Source organism: Candidatus Cloacimonadota bacterium (assembly GCA_011372345.1).
Classification (GTDB): Bacteria; Cloacimonadota; Cloacimonadia; order Cloacimonadales; family TCS61; genus DRTC01.
The window spans coordinates 1-16539 of record DRTC01000060.1 but is presented as its reverse complement, the minus strand read 5'-3'; the positions used below and the strand labels follow the sequence as shown (position 1 = coordinate 16539).

Annotated in this window: 13 protein-coding genes; all 13 read left to right on the top strand. The window is 37.6% G+C overall.

Going from position 1 to position 16539, the window contains the following annotated elements; all coding sequences use genetic code 11:
- Positions 1-126: 126 nt before the first annotated feature.
- Positions 127-1104: a malate dehydrogenase gene (locus tag ENL20_01130; protein ID HHE37163.1), complete on the top strand. Its 978-nt coding sequence runs from the start codon at positions 127-129 to the stop codon at positions 1102-1104.
- Between the two features lie 9 nt (positions 1105-1113).
- Complete coding sequence (mdh, locus tag ENL20_01125; GenBank protein ID HHE37162.1) at positions 1114-2046, top strand: malate dehydrogenase; 933 nt, start codon at positions 1114-1116, stop codon at positions 2044-2046.
- Positions 2047-3387, top strand: a complete 1341-nt coding sequence (gene larA / locus ENL20_01120; protein HHE37161.1) for a nickel-dependent lactate racemase — start codon at positions 2047-2049, stop codon at positions 3385-3387. It begins immediately after the preceding gene.
- A gap of 177 nt (positions 3388-3564) precedes the next feature.
- Positions 3565-5235: an NAD-dependent malic enzyme gene (locus ENL20_01115; protein HHE37160.1), complete on the top strand. Its 1671-nt coding sequence runs from the start codon at positions 3565-3567 to the stop codon at positions 5233-5235.
- A 220-nt stretch (positions 5236-5455) separates the two neighbouring features.
- Positions 5456-6748: a citrate (Si)-synthase gene (locus ENL20_01110; GenBank protein ID HHE37159.1), complete on the top strand. Its 1293-nt coding sequence runs from the start codon at positions 5456-5458 to the stop codon at positions 6746-6748.
- A gap of 137 nt (positions 6749-6885) precedes the next feature.
- Positions 6886-8820 carry an aconitate hydratase gene (locus ENL20_01105; protein HHE37158.1) on the top strand — a complete coding sequence of 645 codons (1935 nt, stop codon included), beginning with the start codon at positions 6886-6888 and terminating at the stop codon, positions 8818-8820.
- A gap of 31 nt (positions 8821-8851) precedes the next feature.
- Entirely contained in the window at positions 8852-10198 is a 1347-nt protein-coding gene (locus ENL20_01100) for an NADP-dependent isocitrate dehydrogenase (GenBank protein HHE37157.1), read from the top strand.
- A gap of 321 nt (positions 10199-10519) precedes the next feature.
- Entirely contained in the window at positions 10520-11191 is a 672-nt protein-coding gene (locus ENL20_01095) for a tetratricopeptide repeat protein (GenBank protein HHE37156.1), read from the top strand.
- 91 nt (positions 11192-11282) lie between these two features.
- Positions 11283-12839, top strand: a complete 1557-nt coding sequence (locus ENL20_01090) for a methylmalonyl-CoA carboxyltransferase (GenBank protein ID HHE37155.1) — start codon at positions 11283-11285, stop codon at positions 12837-12839.
- Positions 12840-13023: 184 nt separating this feature from the next.
- A complete protein-coding gene (locus tag ENL20_01085; protein ID HHE37154.1) occupies positions 13024-13356 on the top strand; it encodes a nucleotidyltransferase domain-containing protein in 333 nt (110 codons plus the stop codon).
- Entirely contained in the window at positions 13328-13750 is a 423-nt protein-coding gene (locus ENL20_01080) for a HEPN domain-containing protein (GenBank protein HHE37153.1), read from the top strand. The genes ENL20_01085 and ENL20_01080 overlap by 29 nt, the downstream gene beginning before the upstream one ends.
- A complete protein-coding gene (locus tag ENL20_01075; GenBank protein ID HHE37152.1) occupies positions 13737-14009 on the top strand; it encodes a nucleotidyltransferase domain-containing protein in 273 nt (90 codons plus the stop codon). The genes ENL20_01080 and ENL20_01075 overlap by 14 nt, the downstream gene beginning before the upstream one ends.
- Before the next feature lie 81 nt (positions 14010-14090).
- On the top strand, positions 14091-16007 hold the full coding sequence (locus tag ENL20_01070; protein ID HHE37151.1) for a pyruvate carboxylase subunit B: 1917 nt from the start codon (positions 14091-14093) through the stop codon (positions 16005-16007).
- The last annotated feature ends 532 nt before the right edge of the window (positions 16008-16539 follow it).

Here is a 16539-nt window from a genome sequence, read left to right as displayed (position 1 = left end):
TCATTATTCTTAAATCATAAAAAGAATATCGAATGATGATCAGTGATTGCAGAATGATGAAGATTGATTTTTTTCAACAATCAACAATCGGTGTTCATTATTCTTAAATCATAAAAAGAATATCGAATGATGATTAGTGATTGCAGAATGATGAAGTATAAAAAAAACAAGGAGGAATGTATGGAAAAAGTATCGATTATCGGTAGTGGTAATGTGGGAGTTGCAGCAGCGTTTTATCTCGCAGAAAAAGGTTCGGCAAACATTATGTTGATCGACAAATTAGAAGGAAAAGCCGAAGGAAGTGCTCTTGATCTTTCCGAGGCATCACCTTTACGCGGTTATAATATCAAGATCGAGGGATCTTCTGATATTAAAAAAATTAAGGGCTCCAAAGTCGTTGTGATCACAGCCGGAAAAGTCAGGAAACCGAATACTCTTCGACTTGAATTGTTAGAAGAGAATGTAAAGATCATTGACCCGATCATCGAAAATATCAAAAAATATGCACCAAACTCGATCATCATCGTTTTAAGTGAACCTGTTACTGCAATGACATATTATGCCTGGAAAAAATCCGGTTTTGACAGGATGAAAGTTCTGGGAGTTGCCGGTAAATTAGATGTGACGCGAGTTTGTGAATTTGTGGCTCAGGAACTTGAAGTTACACCTATCGAGGTTAGTGCTTTGGTTCTTGGAGGTCATCACAAATTTATGGTTATTCCGCCCGAATTTATCAGGGTTTGCGGAATACCAATTACAGAATTGTTGCCGGCAGATAAAATAAAAGAGATAATTTCCAAAGCTAGGGAAGCCGGTACGGAAATTTTGTCTTTATTGAAAAGACAAACCTCGATGTATTCTCCGGGAGCTGCTATTGCCGAAACCGTTGGTGCGATCATGAGTGATACAAAAGCAATTATTTGTGCTCCAACCTGTCTTGATGGAGAATATGGTTTTAAGAACAATTGCCTGGATGTTCCTGTGCAATTGGGAACAGATGGCATTGAAAAAATTATTGATCTCGAACTATCGTTGTCTATAAGAGAACAGTTGCAGGAATCGGCAAATGTGATCAGTAAAACAATCGAATCATTGGGAATATAGGGGGAAATCATGAAAGTTAGTATAATTGGAAGTGGAAATGTTGGAGTTGCCTGCGCCCTTTATCTGGCGGAAAAGAAAGTTGCGAATATAACATTAATAGACATTGTCGATGATTGGGCAAAAGGTAAAGCAATGGATATCGTACAAGCTTCTCCTATTAGAAGATATGATGTTTATATTAATGGCTATTCCGAGATGTCAATGATCAAGGATTCGGATGTAATTGTGGTTACAGCGGGTAAACCGAGATTACCGGGAATGTCCCGCGAGGATTTGGTCAAGGATAATGTCAAGATCATGAAAAGTGTTTCGGAAGAAATTGCCAAATATGCTCCTAATGCGGTTGTCATTACAGTTACAAATCCGCTTGATATTTTAGCTTATGTTGCTCTGAAAGTTACAGGTTTTGCTTTGAAAAAAGTAATCGGTATGGCAGGTGTTTTAGATTCTTCCAGATTCAGATATTTTATCGCTGATGAACTGGGTGTGAGTCCTCTCAATGTAACAGCTCTTGTTCTGGGCGGTCATGGTGATCTGATGGTACCATTACCAAGATATTCGACTGTTCACGGTATTCCGGTAACGGAACTTTTACCGAGAGCTACAATAGAAAAACTGGTTACCCGAACTCGTAAAGCAGGTGGAGAAATTGTCGCATATCTGAAAACGGGAAGTGCTTACTGGTCACCTGGAAGTTCTGCTGCCGAAATGGTTGAGTGTGTCGTTCGTAACAGGAATAGAATTCTGCCTTGTTCTGCTTATCTGCGGGGAGAATACGGAATCGACGGATTATTCTCCGGTGTTCCGATTAAAATAGGTAGAGGTGGAGTCGAAGAAATTATTGAATTATCTCTGACTACGGAAGAGAAGGATGCGCTTCATCTTTCTGCAGCTAAAGTCCGGGAAGCCATCGAGAAGATAGAATCTGAAAAATTGATCTAAATGAAGATAAATATTCCATATTGGGGAGAGGAATTAAATATTTCTCTCCCTAAACAAAATGTCGGAGAGATCGTCTATCCGAACACCGTCGAACTTCGTCCTGAAAAAGAAGTGATCTCTGAAGCTTTAAAAAATCCCTTAAATTCACCTTCCTTTGAGAATTTTATCAAAGGTAACGAACCGATCCTTTTTATCATCAACGATGCGACCAGACCAACTCCGAATGCAAAGATAATTGATCTTTTATGGAGTAAGATCAAAAACAAAGACATAAAATTTATAATTGCTACCGGTGCTCATCGTGGTGCGAGCAAAGACGAATACATCGAACTTTTTGGCAATCATTATTCCGAACTTCTGAATAAAACAATATCTCATGATGCGAAAAATGAAAGCGAGAATATTTTTATCGGAAAGACTCAAAACGGGACTGAAGTTTATTTTGACAAATTAGTTTTTAAAGCAAAAAAGATAGTTTATATTACTTCTGTCGAACCTCATTATTTTGCCGGATATACTGGCGGAGCAAAATCATTTTTACCCGGAATTGCCGGTTTTAAAACTATCGAGCAAAATCATGCCCTGGCTTTGAAATCAACTGCAAAAGCCCTGATAACCGATGGAAATCCGGTTCGGGAAGATATCAAAGAAGCATATGACCTGCTTGCAAAAAACAAACAGATATTTTCAATTCAAACCGTTCTGAACAAAGATCATAAAATTTACTATTGTGTTTGCGGAGAAACTCACGAAGCTTTTAATATGGCTACCGGAAAAGCAAAAGATGTTTTCTCGGTTGAGATCAAAGATAAGGCTGATATTGTAGTTGCAGTTGCTCCTTATCCTATGGACATCGATCTTTACCAATCCCAGAAAGCGATCGATAATAGCAAACTGGCTTTAAACGAAAACGGAATAATGATCCTGATTTCCAGCTGTAGAAAAGGAGTTGGTGGAGAAACTTTTTTAAAATTGATGAGTTCAGCCCGAAATCCCGATGATGTCTTTGATAAAATTTCCAAAGGTTATAAACTCGGTTATCATAAAGCGGCTAAACTTGCCGAAATTATGAAATGGGCTTCTTTGTGGGCTTACACGAAACTTGATCCGAAATTACTGGAAAACATTTTTATCAAAGGATATTGGAATCTGCAGAAAGCAATCGATAGAGCCCTCGAGATCAAAGGAAACGAAAAGATCATGTTCCTGATGGATGCCAGTATGACCGTTCCCCGCGTTGCTCCTCGAATTTTGCATAAAAATAAATATATTTACAGCCCGACCAGCGAAAAAATTAAATCTAAAAAAAGTATCAATTTTGATGCTTTTTTTGATGATTGATATTTCTGCTTGTTCTCAAATTCTCCTGAAAAGTTTCGTGAGAAACACAATTTGGAGAAGGAATTTTATTTCAAGTAAGATAATCAAAATGAAATTATTATAAAACCAACATTCCCAGATGGAATTCAGGAATGAAAAGAAATGAAAAATAAGGAAAAAATTTAAATGTCCACAAAAATGCATAAAAAGAATCCGTCATTTCACAATGAACTCAAAGTTTCAAAAAAAGGTTTAGATCTTATCCGCGATCCAATGTTGAATAAGGGATCTGCGTTTTCTGAAAAAGAAAGAGAGGACTTCAATCTTTATGGATTAGTACCTCCCCATGTCTCAACCTTGAAACAACAAATCCAGAGAGTAACTGAAAATTATCGTCGAAAAGATACGGATATTGGAAAGTATATTTTCCTGGAAGCTTTGCACGACAGAAATGAAACTCTTTATTACGCGATGTTGTTAAATAATTTAGAAGATATGACTCCCATAATTTATACACCGACAGTTGGGCTTGCCTGCCAGCAGTACGGTCATATTTTCAGAAGAACAAGAGGAATGTATATTTCAGCGAGAGGAAAGGGAGAAATAAAAAAGAGGATAAACAATTGGCCTGTTGATGAAGTAGATGTGATCGTTGTTACCGATGGAAGTCGAATTTTAGGTTTAGGTGATCTGGGAGCAAGCGGTATGGGAATTCCGGTTGGGAAATTATCTCTTTATGTTGCTTGTGCAGGCATCCATCCTTCCAAAACTCTTCCGATCGTGATCGATGTCGGCACGGAAAACGAAGATCTGCTCGATAATCCTTTATATCTTGGCGAAAATCATCGTCGTTTAAAAGGTGAAGATTTTTATGAAATTTTAGATGAATTTATTATCGCTGCTCATGAAAGATGGCCCCGTGCTCTAATCCAATTCGAAGATTTTACTAATGACCACGCTTTTCCATTATTAAAAAAATATCGAGAAAAATTACTCTGTTTCAATGATGATATCCAGGGAACCGGAAGTGTTGCTCTTGCCGGATTATTAGCAGCCATGAGAATTACCAAAGAAAAATTGGGCGATCAGCGAATTGTGTTTTTTGGTGCTGGCTCTGCTGCTGTTGGAATTGCCGATATGATCGTTGCCGGGATGGTTGAAGAAGGTTTATCCAAAGAAAAGGCACGAAAAAATTTCTGGTTTCTGGATAGTAAAGGACTGGTTACTACTACTCGAGGAGACGAATTAGCAGAACATAAGATCCCTTATGCCAGATCAGGGAAATTCCAAAAAAAATTATTGGATGTTGTAAAAACAGTCAAACCTACTGTTCTGGTAGGTGTCAGTAAACAACCGTGTGCGTTTAATGAGCAGGTTGTTCGTGAAATGAAGAAGCATGTTGAGATTCCGGTTATTTTCGCTCTTTCTAATCCCACTTCAAAATCGGAATGTTCACCCGAACAAGCCTATAAATGGACAGACGGTAAAGTTGTTTTTGCCAGTGGAAGCCCGTTTAAACCTATAGAATTTAAAGGAAAAACATATTACACAGGTCAGGGAAATAACATGTATATTTTTCCAGGAGTCGGTCTGGGAGCAATTTCCTGTAAAGCAACTAAAATTCCTGATTCGATGTTTTATATAGCAGCTAAAACACTGGCTGAACTCGTTAGCGAGAAAGACCTGAAAAAAGGTAGAGTTTATCCTGATTTGAACGATATCAGGGAAATTTCTGCTCAGATTGCAGTTGCTGTTTGTGAAATAGCATATCAGAAAGGTATTGCCTGGGAAAAGAGACCTGATGATCTGCTGACATTCGTTAAAAGCAAAATGTTCCAACCGGTGTATTCTTCTTATAAAGTTATTTGAGGATTGATTTTCAAGGGCATTAAATTGTATCTTAATTAATAATAGTAAAGGATTACAGTAGAAATAAAATAAATAAATATTTTTTCATTGACACAAAAAAACAGGATTTTCTTTTTTTGAACATAAAATTGTCGAAATTAAAATAAATTTTTGGCAATGATCTTCAAAAAAGAGATCGGTCGAAAAAAAACAATTTTCTAAGTAAAAAAAGGAGGATTAAATGTCACGACTTAGAGAAAAAATCAGAAGTCAGATTCCCGAGATGAGAGCGTATATCAAAAATGAATTTCTATCAAAATACGCTGATACCGTAATCGGAAATGTTACCGTAAAACAGATGCTTGGTGGAATGAGAGGTGTTACGGCTTTGGTCTGTAATTCTTCTTTTGTTGATCCTTACAAGGGATTGCATATCAGGGGAATTCCTTTAGCAAAATTAACCGATACCATCCCGGAAGAGATATTTTATCTTCTTTGTACGGGAGAACTTCCTGAAAAACCTGATCTGGAAAAACTTCAGGAAGAGTTGCGTATTCGCTCGGAAGTTCCGGAGCATGTCTGGGATGTTCTTTATGCTTTACCAAAAGACACTCATCCAATGACCATGTTCAGTATTGCTATTATGGCAATGGAAGGTGGTTCAATTTTTAAAGCAAAATATGCCGAAGGAATGAGAAAGGCAGATTATTGGGAAGCAACTCTCGACGATGCTCTGGAAATTATTGCAAAAATACCGGCAATCGCAGCAGGGATTTACAGGATTCGCTATTCGCTTGGTGATTTGATCCCTTATAATGATAGTCTCGATTGGGGTGGAAATTTTGCGAACATGCTCGGTATTCCTGATCCTGATGGTGAATTTGCCAAATTAGTCCGTCTTTATCTGGTCCTGCATTGCGATCATGAAGGTGGGAATGTCAGCGCCTTTACCGCAAAGGTTGTAAATTCGGCTCTCTCAAATCTTTATTTATCAACTGCTGCCGGTTTGAACGGACTTGCAGGACCATTGCATGGTCTGGCAAATCAGGAATGTCTGAAATTTGTCCTGTCTATTCAGGAAAAATTCGAGAAAGTTCCTACCAAAAAAGAATTGATTGATTTTGTTTTATCAACTTTAAAACTTGGAAAAGTAGTTCCAGGTTACGGACATGCCGTATTAAGAGCAACAGATCCAAGATTTACAGCTTTTTATGAATTTGGTGAAAAACATTGTCCCAAAGAAGAAACATTTCAGATCGTAAAGAGATTGTTTGAAATTGTTCCGGAAATTTTAAAGGAATATGGCGGTGGAAAAATCGCAGATCCATATCCCAATGTTGATGCTATTTCCGGTTCCATGCTCTTTAATTACGGATTAACAATGTTTGATTTTTACACTGTCATGTTCGGTGTTTCCAGGATACTCGGATTCAGTGCGCAAGCTATCATGGCTCGCGGATTACAGGCTCCGATCATCAGACCGAAAACTGTTACGAACGAATGGTTAGCCGAGAAATTAAGGAAAAAGAAGTAGATTGTTTTCCAAGCAGAGATTTCTACCTGCTTTTCTCTTGAGAAATCTCCGATTATAAAAAAATAAAAAAGGCTAAATTAAATAATATCGTTCCCAATCCCCGATTGGGAACGATACATTTATCAGAGGATTTATAAATGGGATTTAATATCGTTCAAAAAATAATAAATTCACATCTCGTTGAAGGTGAAGTAAAAGCAGGAAATGTGATTGGCATCAAGATCGATCAGACACTTACTCAAGATGCAACTGGAACAATGGCATATTTAGAATTTGAAGCAATGGACATACCGGAAATAAGAACTGAAATTTCGGTCAGTTATGTCGATCATAATACCAGCCAGATGGGTTTTGAAAATGCTGATGATCATAAATACCTGCAAACAATTGCTGGAAAATACGGCATATATTATTCCCGAGCAGGCAATGGAATTTGTCATCAGGTTCATCTGGAAAGATTCGGTTTACCGGGAAAAACTTTACTTGGATCAGACAGTCATACACCTACCGGAGGTGGAATTGGCATGCTGGCGATCGGTTCGGGAGGATTAGATGTGGCTCGAGCTTTAGCAGGATTTCCCTTTTATATTCCCTCTCCAAGAGTTCTCAAAGTGAATTTAACAGGAAAATTATCTCCCTGGGTTGCTGCTAAAGATGTGATTTTATACATCTTGGAATTGCTTTCTACCAAAGGAAATGTCGGCTGGATTGTTGAATACGGAGGTTCCGGAGTTGCTAATTTGAGTGTTCCGGAAAGAGCAACTATCACCAATATGGGAGCAGAATTAGGAATTACGAGTTCCGTTTTTCCCAGCGACGAAGTAACTCTTTCGTTCCTGAAATCTCAAGAGAGAGAATCCGGCTGGAAGGAACTCAAGGCAGATGAAGATGCGGAATATGACAGGATTATCGACATTGATCTATCCTCTCTCGAGCCAAGAATGGCTACTCCCCACAGTCCTGGAAATGTCAAATTGGTCAAAGATCTTGCAGGAATGAAAGTTGATCAGGTTTGTGTTGGAAGCTGCACCAATTCATCTTATAAAGATTTGATGACAGTTGCTGAAATGGTGAAAGGAAAACATTTACCAGAAGAGGTGAGTTTTGTTGTTGCGCCCGGATCAAAACAGGTTTTCAAAATGATCGCTGATAATGGTGCTTTAGCAGATTTGATCGCCTTTGGAGCGAGAATTATGGAATCTGCCTGTGGTTTTTGTATCGGCAATGGACAAGCTCCCCAAACCGATGCAGTTTCAGTGCGGACAAACAATCGTAATTTCAAGGGTCGTTCCGGAACGCAATCTGCCGGAATTTATCTGGCAAGTCCGGAAACAGCAGCAGCTTGTGTGTTAACCGGGGAAATAACTGATCCCCGAGATCTGGATTTTGATCCACCACATATTAAAATTCCTGATCATTTTGTTGTTGATGATTCTATGATCACAGTACCTTCAGAACAGAAAGAGGATGTTCAAATTTATCGAGGACCTAATATTGGAAATCCGCCGGTAAATGAAGCACTACTCGATAATTTTTCTGCTGATGTGATGCTCAAGGTCGGAGATAAAATCACAACAGATCATATTATGCCGGCTGGTATCAGACTGAAATATCGTTCCAATATTCCCAAATATTCCGAATTCGTTTTCGAGCCTGTGGATAGTACATTCCCGGAAAGATGTCTTTCCAATAAAAAGAAAGATCGCGGAAATATCATTGTTGCCGGTCTGAGCTACGGTCAAGGATCATCTCGCGAACATGCTGCTATTTGTCCTTCATATCTCGGCGTAAAAGCGATTATTGCTAAATCTATTGAGAGGATACACTGGGCAAACCTGATTAATTTCGGGATTATTCCCATGCTATTTACAGATGAAAACGATTATAAAAAAATGGAACAAGCTGATAAATTGTTGTTTCAAAATGTTATCCAGGCGGTGAAAAAAGAAGAAACTTTTGTGATACAGAATATTTCTAAAAATATTGATTTAACAGTTAAGTTGGAACTCAGCAGTCGGGAAAGAGAAATTCTTATCGCAGGAGGTGTTCTGAATATCATCAAAAATTCATAGAGAGGATTAACACGATTTTAGAGGAGGAATAATGAAATTTGAAAAAATAAGAATACCACCTAAAGGTGCAAAAATCACAGTTAGAAATGGAGTAATTAATGTTCCTGACAATCCCATAATTCCATTCATCGAAGGAGACGGGATTGGACCGGATATCTGGAAAGTAACGAGAAAAGTCATAGATGCAGCAGTTAAGAAATCTTATGATAGTCTGAAAAAAATAGTCTGGATGCAAATTCATGCGGGACTATCTGCTCTTCAGAATTACGGAAATGATGATATTTTACCTGAAGACACGCTTAAAGCGATCAGAGAATTCAAAGTGGCGATCAAAGGACCTTTGACTACACCGGTTGGAGGATTCGATTATGTCTGCCTGGTTTGTGCAAAAGAGCAAAATGGGAAAGATGGGAAGAGACCGGAAAAATGCATCAAATGCGGTTCTGAATTTATTACAAAAAGATTCAGATCCTTAAATGTAAGTTTGCGTCAGCTTTTAGACCTTTATGCTTGTGTTCGTCCGGTCAGATGGTACAAGGGAGTTCCTTCACCTGTCAAAAGACCTGATAAACTGGATATTGTTGTGTTCAGAGAAAATACGGAAGATGTTTATGCCGGGATCGAGTTTCAACAGGATAGTCCGGAAGCAGAAAAAGTGATCAATTTCCTGATCAATATTATGGGAAAAAATATTCGTGAAGATAGTGGAATCGGCATCAAACCTATATCTGTAACAGGCACAAAAAGACTTGTTAGAAAGGCTATCGATTATGCCATTCAGCAGAATCTGCCGAATGTGACTTTGGTTCATAAAGGAAATATTATGAAGTTTACCGAAGGAGCATTCAGAGATTGGGGATATGAACTGGCAAAAGAGGAATATAGAAAAGAGATCATTACGGAGCAAGAACTCTGGGAGAAATACGATGGTAGGATGCCCGTCGATAAAATCCTGATCAAAGATAGAATAGCAGATCAGATATTTCAACAGGTTCTACTTCGACCTGATGAGTATAGCGTACTTGCAACTCCGAATTTGAATGGCGATTATCTATCCGATGCTTGTGCTGCTCAGGTTGGAGGTCTTGGTTTAGCTCCCGGAGCAAATATTGGAGATGAAATCGCTCTTTTTGAAGCTACTCATGGAACTGCTCCCAAATATACCGGAATGGACAAGGTGAATCCTTCTTCTCTACTTCTTTCCGGTGTTTTAATGTTGAAATATATGGGTTGGAACGAAGCCGGGATCATGATCGAAAATGCTCTTGAAAAAACTATTGCCAACAAAACCGTAACTTATGATCTCGAGCGTCAAATGGAAGGAGCAAAAAAACTGAAAACATCAGAATTTGGAGATAAGATCATAAAAAATATGTAGTAATTCTATCATTATGAGGATTTCTCTTTCTGGAAATAGATGGATTCTTTCATCGGTAACAAACGAGGAATTTAAGATATTTTTCAAGAATTTCTTCTTAAATTCTTTAAATCTCGGAATTCATACAATATTCTTACAAGATCAGGAATCTGCAACAAATGTTAATCTCGGTTTTTCTGAAAGTTTTAGATTCTTTGGAAGAATTCCTTGATAAGATTACACAGAATGACAATGAAAAAATTAAAAGGAAAACAAATAAATGAAATCAGAGAACACAAAGAATATTAATCTCTTTGTGGTAAAAAAATTAAGGAAAATCAAATGAAATCAGCAATCGAAAATTTTACTTTAGCTGAGAAATACAGGATGGAAGGAAAACTCAGCAAGGCGATCGAACAATATCAGAAAATCCTGAAAGTTCATCCCGAAAGCATTCCTGCTTTAATGAATTTAGGAAATATATATTTTATGCTTGGTCAAATAAATAATTCGATCAAGACATATAATAAAGTTCTAGAATATAAACCGAAATTCGGTTATGCTTCATATCGTCTGGCGATTTCTCATTACCGAGCTGCTCAATTCACAAAGGCGATAGATATTTTCGTAAAGATAATCGAAACAGATCCTGAACTCTATATGGCTCACAACTGGTTGGGTTTGTGTTATTATCATATTGGTGATGAACAAAAAAGTATCGAAGAATATACAAAATTGCTGGAACACACTTCCGAACCATTTATAATTCATTATCATCGGGCAATTGCTTACAAATCCAAAGGGGAAACAGATAAAGCCATAGAAGATCTGCAATTTGTGATCGAGACTTATCCTGAACATGTTTCTGCTCTATACCATCTCGGGCTGGCTTATCTGCAAAAACACCAGATTTTTAAAGCGATACAATTATTCAGAAAAGTACTCAAACTCGATCCCAAACACAAAGGAGCAGCAGAAAAAATTGAGTATTTGACAGATGTTCCGTCCATATAAAATTGGTAAAATATTTGGAATTAAGGTGTTTTATTAGATAATAAATAATGCTAAATATCAGAAATTCCAGATCGATGAAACAGGAGAAAATATGAATACAAGAGAAAAAATTGAAAATTTGATGCAGAGGGAAAATAGAATTAAAGAAATGGGTGGAGAAGCCCGTATTGCCAAACAACACGAGAAAGATAAACTCACTGCAAGGGAAAGACTGAACCTGCTTTTTGATGAAGGAACAGGTAAAGAGATCGATCTCTTTGTCAAACATCGCTCTACTAATTTCAATATGCCGACTACAGATGTCCCTTCCGATGGAGTAGTAACCAGTCATGGTCTGGTTCATGGAAGACCGGTTTTTGCTTATGCTCAGGATTTTACTTCGAGAGGAGGTTCTCTGGGTGAGAAACATGCTGCGAAAATTACAAAGATCATGGATCTGGCAATGAAAGCGGGAGTTCCGATCATCGGAATGAATGATTCCGGAGGAGCTCGCGTCGAGGAAGGAATCGATTCTTTAAAAGGATATGGAGATATTTTCTTTAGAAATTCCAGAGCTTCCGGAGTAATTCCACAAATTTCAGCAATTATGGGACCAACCGCAGGCGGAGCAGTTTATTCTCCGGCAATGACGGATTTTGTGTTCATGGTAAAAAACAGCAGTTATATGTTCATCACCGGACCGAATGTAATAAAAACCGTTACCGGAGAAGAAACTGATTTTGAAGATCTTGGCGGAGCGATCACTAATAACACTAAAAGCGGGAATGCACATTTTGCCTGTGAAAGTGATGAAGATGCCATCGAGAAAATGAAAATGTTACTCGGTTTTCTTCCAAATAATAATATGGAAGATCCCCCAATAATGATGACTGGAGATGATCCTCAACGTTTATGTCCTGAATTGGATACACTTATTCCGGACAATCCCAAAGCTGCTTATGACATTAAAGATGTTATTCATGCGGTCGCTGATAATGGAGAGTTTTTTGAACCTCACGAACTTTTTGCTCAAAATGCCGTTATCGGATTTATCAGGTTGAACGGCAGATCTGTTGGAGTGATCGCCAACCAGCCGCTGGTGCTCGCAGGTTGTCTCGACATAGATGCTTCTGATAAGATTGCTCGTTTCATCAGGTTCTGCGATGCTTTTAATATTCCGCTGCTGACATTTGTCGATGTTCCAGGATATTTACCCGGAACAGACCAGGAATGGAACGGAGTTATCAGACACGGTGCAAAAATCCTCTGGAGTTATTCCGAAGCAACTGTTCCCAAACTTACAGTTACCACACGAAAAAGTTATGGTGGAGCATATATTGCCATGAGTTCTCAACATCTTGGTGCTGATGTACTTTTTGCCTGGCCTTCAGCGGAGATTGCGGTGATGGGAGCACAAGGTGCAGTCAACATTGTTGGTACTTACAGAAAAGAACTGAAAAAAGCAGATGATCCGGAAGCAAAAAGACAGGAATTGATCCAGGATTATGAAGAGAAATTCAATACGCCTTATATTGCTGCGGAGCGAGGATATATCGACGCAGTCATCAAACCGAGTGAAACCAGATCGAGATTGATCGCTTCTCTGGAAATTATGATCACCAAGAAAGAGTCTCTTCCGCCTAAAAAACATGGGAATATTCCGGTTTAGGAGAAATTTTGGATAAAAAGAAAAAGTTGAAAGCAGCTCTTGTCGGAGTGATTTATTATCTGCTGGAAAAAGAGAGAGAACTGAATTTAACGCAATCCAGTCATTGGGTGCGTTCCGGAAGAGAGATCATCATGAGAAATAGAATGCTTGTGCAGAGACGAGGAATTAGAAGATAGGCAGAAAAATGAGAAAAAAAGATAGAGAAATTCTGAAATCTCTAATTAAAAAAATCCGATCCGAATTCAAAGATTTCAGAGGTAGTTACTTTTTCGGATCAAGAGTAACAGGTAATTTCAAACCTCATAGTGATTATGATATTGTCCTTCTTTTTGATCAGATCGAGAGAAAAAAAAAACTGGAAATTTGTGGAATAATTGGAGAAATAGAATATAAATATGGTATATTTATCGATATGAAAATCCTGACAAGAGAAGAATTTGAATATAATCCATTTTTCTTCGAAGAAGTTACAACAAAAGGGATTTATTATGACTCTAAACAAAAAGATATTCATTGATAATTTTCTCAACAAATCGAAAGAAGCATTAATTGATGCGAAAATAAATATTAACAATGATAGGTTAAACAATTCTCTGAATAGAATTTATTATGCAATTTTTTATTCTGTTATGGCTTTAGGTTATTTAGAGAATTTTATTACTTCCAAACATTCACAACTGATGGGTTGGTTTAACAAGAAATTTATTTATGAGAATCCAATTTTTGATAAAGAAATGTATCAAATATATAAAGTATCCTATGCAAATCGACAAGAAAGTGATTACACGATTTTTACGAAACCAGTGAAAGAAAATGTGATCAAAAGTTATGAAGATGCTAAAAGATTTATAAAAGAAGTTACTTCTTACATTAAAGAAAAAACAAGTAAAATTAACGATGATGCTAAATAAAAGAAAAAAGCTAAACAAGATAATTTTCCTGGCAAAACAATATAATGTCTCCCGCTTAATATTGTTCGGAAGCTTTCTAAATGATGATATCGAAGCAAATGATATCGATCTTGCCTGCGATGGTATTCATGATTGGAGAATATATGAACTTGCTGCCAGAATTGAAGATGAATTGAATATCTCCATCGATTTGATTCCTTTATCACCTCCAAACAGGTTTACAAAATATATTCTTAAAAAAGGTAAAGTTTTAATATGAACATCAGCGATTTAAAGGAAGAAATAGCCAATTATTTAAAAGAAGAAGAAAAAAAAGAAAAGTAAAATAACGGAGGAATAAATGAGATTCGATAAACACGGTGTATTGGAAATGACCAAAATGAATTATGATATTGATCGTCCGAAAGCGGAAAATCCAATAAAAATTCAGGATTTGAGTTTTAGAGACGGCCATCAGTCGCTTTTTGCAACCCGCGGCAGAACTGAAGATATGATCCCGGTTGCTGAACAAATGGATGAGATTGGCTTCTACTCGCTGGAAACCTGGGGTGGAGCGACTTTTGATACGATGCACAGATTTTTAAATGAAGATCCGTGGGAAAGGATCAGAACGCTTAAGAAGTATATCAAGAAAACACCTTTTTCTATGTTGCTGCGAGGTCAGAATGTTGTCGGCTACAGGAATTATGCGGACGATGTAGTAGAAGCATTTATCCAGCGAGCCTGCGATAACGGCATGGACATTTTCCGGGTTTTTGATGCGCTCAATGATTTCCGAAATTTTGAAACTGCCGTCAGGATCATTAAAAAGAATAAGAAGCATTTTCAGGGAACGATCTGTTACTCTCTAACTGAACCGAGAATGGGCGGAGATACTTACAACATCGATTATTACCTCAAAAAAGCAAAACAGTTAGAAGAGATTGGAGCTGACACGATCTGCATCAAAGATATGGCAGGATTGATCTCACCTTATGATGTTTATAATTTGATCAGAGCATTGAAACAGCAAACGAAAATTCCATTACATCTGCACACTCATTTCACTTCCGGAATGGGTGATCTGGCGATCTTTAAAGCCATCGAAGCAGGAGTCGATATTGTGGATACTTGTATGGCTCCTTATGCTTATCGAACTTCTCATCCTGCAGTTGAACCGCTTGTTGTATCGCTACTCGGAACTAATCGAGATACGGGATTTGATATTAAAAAATTAGCTGAGATCGATAAAGAAATGGAAAAGATCATTCCAAAATATAAACACCTGCTTGATGATACGAAAAATGCCATTATCGATATAAATGTTATCCTGCATCAAACTCCAGGCGGAATGCTCTCCAACCTTGTTAACCAGTTGCGTCAGATGGATGCTCTTGATAGACTGGATGATGTTTTTAAAGCACTACCTCGCGTCAGGAAAGAACTCGGACAGGTTCCGCTGGTTACTCCAACCAGTCAGATAGTTGGCATTCAAACCGTGAATAATGTTCTTTTTGATAAAGAAGTCGGAGAATATTCCCAAATCACAGAACAGGTTAAAGATCTCTGCTTCGGTTTGTATGGAAAGACGACCAGACCGATGGATCCGAAAGTGCAGAAAAAAGCTTTGAAAGGTTATCCGCGAGGAGAAACTCCGATCACAAGCAGACCGGGAGATGTTCTCGAACCGGAAATGCCAAAAGTTAAAGAAGATGTCAAAGGTTTGGCAAAAGACATTGATGATGAGATCATTTATGCTCTTTATCCAACAACAGGTAAAAGATTCCTGAAATGGAAATACGGTCTGGAAGAAGTTCCGGATGATGTTAAACCAAAAACTATAGAGCAGGTGGAAGCAGAAAAGGAACTTGTCAGCAAAGCTCTTTCCGGTGAATTGACAGCCAAAGCAAAGAAAGAAAAAGCAGGAAAATTACGAGCGTTCGATGTTTATGTGAACGGTGAATATTTCAATGTGGAAGTTGCTGATCCGAATGCGAAAGTTTATGGAGTTGCGGGAGTGAAAAAGGTTGAGAAAAAAGAAGATACTTCGGGTAAAAAAGGAAATCTGACTGCTCCGATCCCGGGTATGATCATCGAGTATAAGAAAAAAGTCGGTGATAAAGTGGAAGAAGGAGAAACAGTTGTTGTTCTGGAAGCCATGAAGATGTTCAATAACCTGGCTGCTCCCTGTTCCGGTGAAATTATGGATATTGATTATAAAGCCGGAGAATCTGTTGCTAAAGGTGATATTCTCTGCTATATTGAGCCTGCGAAGTAATCGCTTATTGCTCGCGGATTAACACAGATTTAACGGATAAGAAAAAACATAAAAAATATAAGGTGCGATATTTCGCACCTTTTTTGGGGATTTATTTTGGAGGGCATCAATTTTTTTAATGAATAAGCGACGCAGTCGCTTCCTTTGTTGTACACCAATTTCATTGATGCACAAACGACAAAGTAGCTTTCTTTATAAAGCAAAGGAATTGCAATACTCCAAATTCTTAAAAAGCTGACGAATAAATAGATTTTGCACATTTATCTAAAAACTTAAATTTATCTAAAAGTTCAATATCAAATTTAATATTCATTTCAATTATTTCTTTTTCGCATGGATTAAATACACTAAATTGAGCCGGAAATATACCATGCCAAAAGTTTTGATAAAAGAGATTGATTGAGTTGTCGTTTATAAGTTTATTAAATTTCTTTTTATTTTTCTTTATAAATTTCGTAGAATCTCCCAATGAAAATATAAGGTCGTTAAATCTATTATATTTTGGATTCTGTAAACCAAATGATTCATCTTC

Bases quoted from the DNA above. Each gene is read 5' to 3' on its own strand.
- mdh (HHE37162.1), top strand. From the start codon at position 1,114: ATGAAAGTTAGTATAATTGGAAGTGGAAATGTTGGAGTTGCCTGCGCC.
- ENL20_01110 (HHE37159.1), top strand. From the start codon at position 5,456: ATGTCACGACTTAGAGAAAAAATCAGAAGTCAGATTCCCGAGATGAGA.
- ENL20_01095 (HHE37156.1), top strand. From the start codon at position 10,520: ATGAAATCAGCAATCGAAAATTTTACTTTAGCTGAGAAATACAGGATG.
- ENL20_01100 (HHE37157.1), top strand. From the start codon at position 8,852: ATGAAATTTGAAAAAATAAGAATACCACCTAAAGGTGCAAAAATCACA.
- ENL20_01130 (HHE37163.1), top strand. From the start codon at position 127: ATGATGATTAGTGATTGCAGAATGATGAAGTATAAAAAAAACAAGGAG.
- ENL20_01090 (HHE37155.1), top strand. From the start codon at position 11,283: ATGAATACAAGAGAAAAAATTGAAAATTTGATGCAGAGGGAAAATAGA.
- ENL20_01115 (HHE37160.1), top strand. From the start codon at position 3,565: ATGCATAAAAAGAATCCGTCATTTCACAATGAACTCAAAGTTTCAAAA.
- larA (HHE37161.1), top strand. From the start codon at position 2,047: ATGAAGATAAATATTCCATATTGGGGAGAGGAATTAAATATTTCTCTC.
- ENL20_01085 (HHE37154.1), top strand. From the start codon at position 13,024: ATGAGAAAAAAAGATAGAGAAATTCTGAAATCTCTAATTAAAAAAATC.
- ENL20_01080 (HHE37153.1), top strand. From the start codon at position 13,328: ATGACTCTAAACAAAAAGATATTCATTGATAATTTTCTCAACAAATCG.
- ENL20_01075 (HHE37152.1), top strand. From the start codon at position 13,737: ATGATGCTAAATAAAAGAAAAAAGCTAAACAAGATAATTTTCCTGGCA.
- ENL20_01105 (HHE37158.1), top strand. From the start codon at position 6,886: ATGGGATTTAATATCGTTCAAAAAATAATAAATTCACATCTCGTTGAA.
- ENL20_01070 (HHE37151.1), top strand. From the start codon at position 14,091: ATGAGATTCGATAAACACGGTGTATTGGAAATGACCAAAATGAATTAT.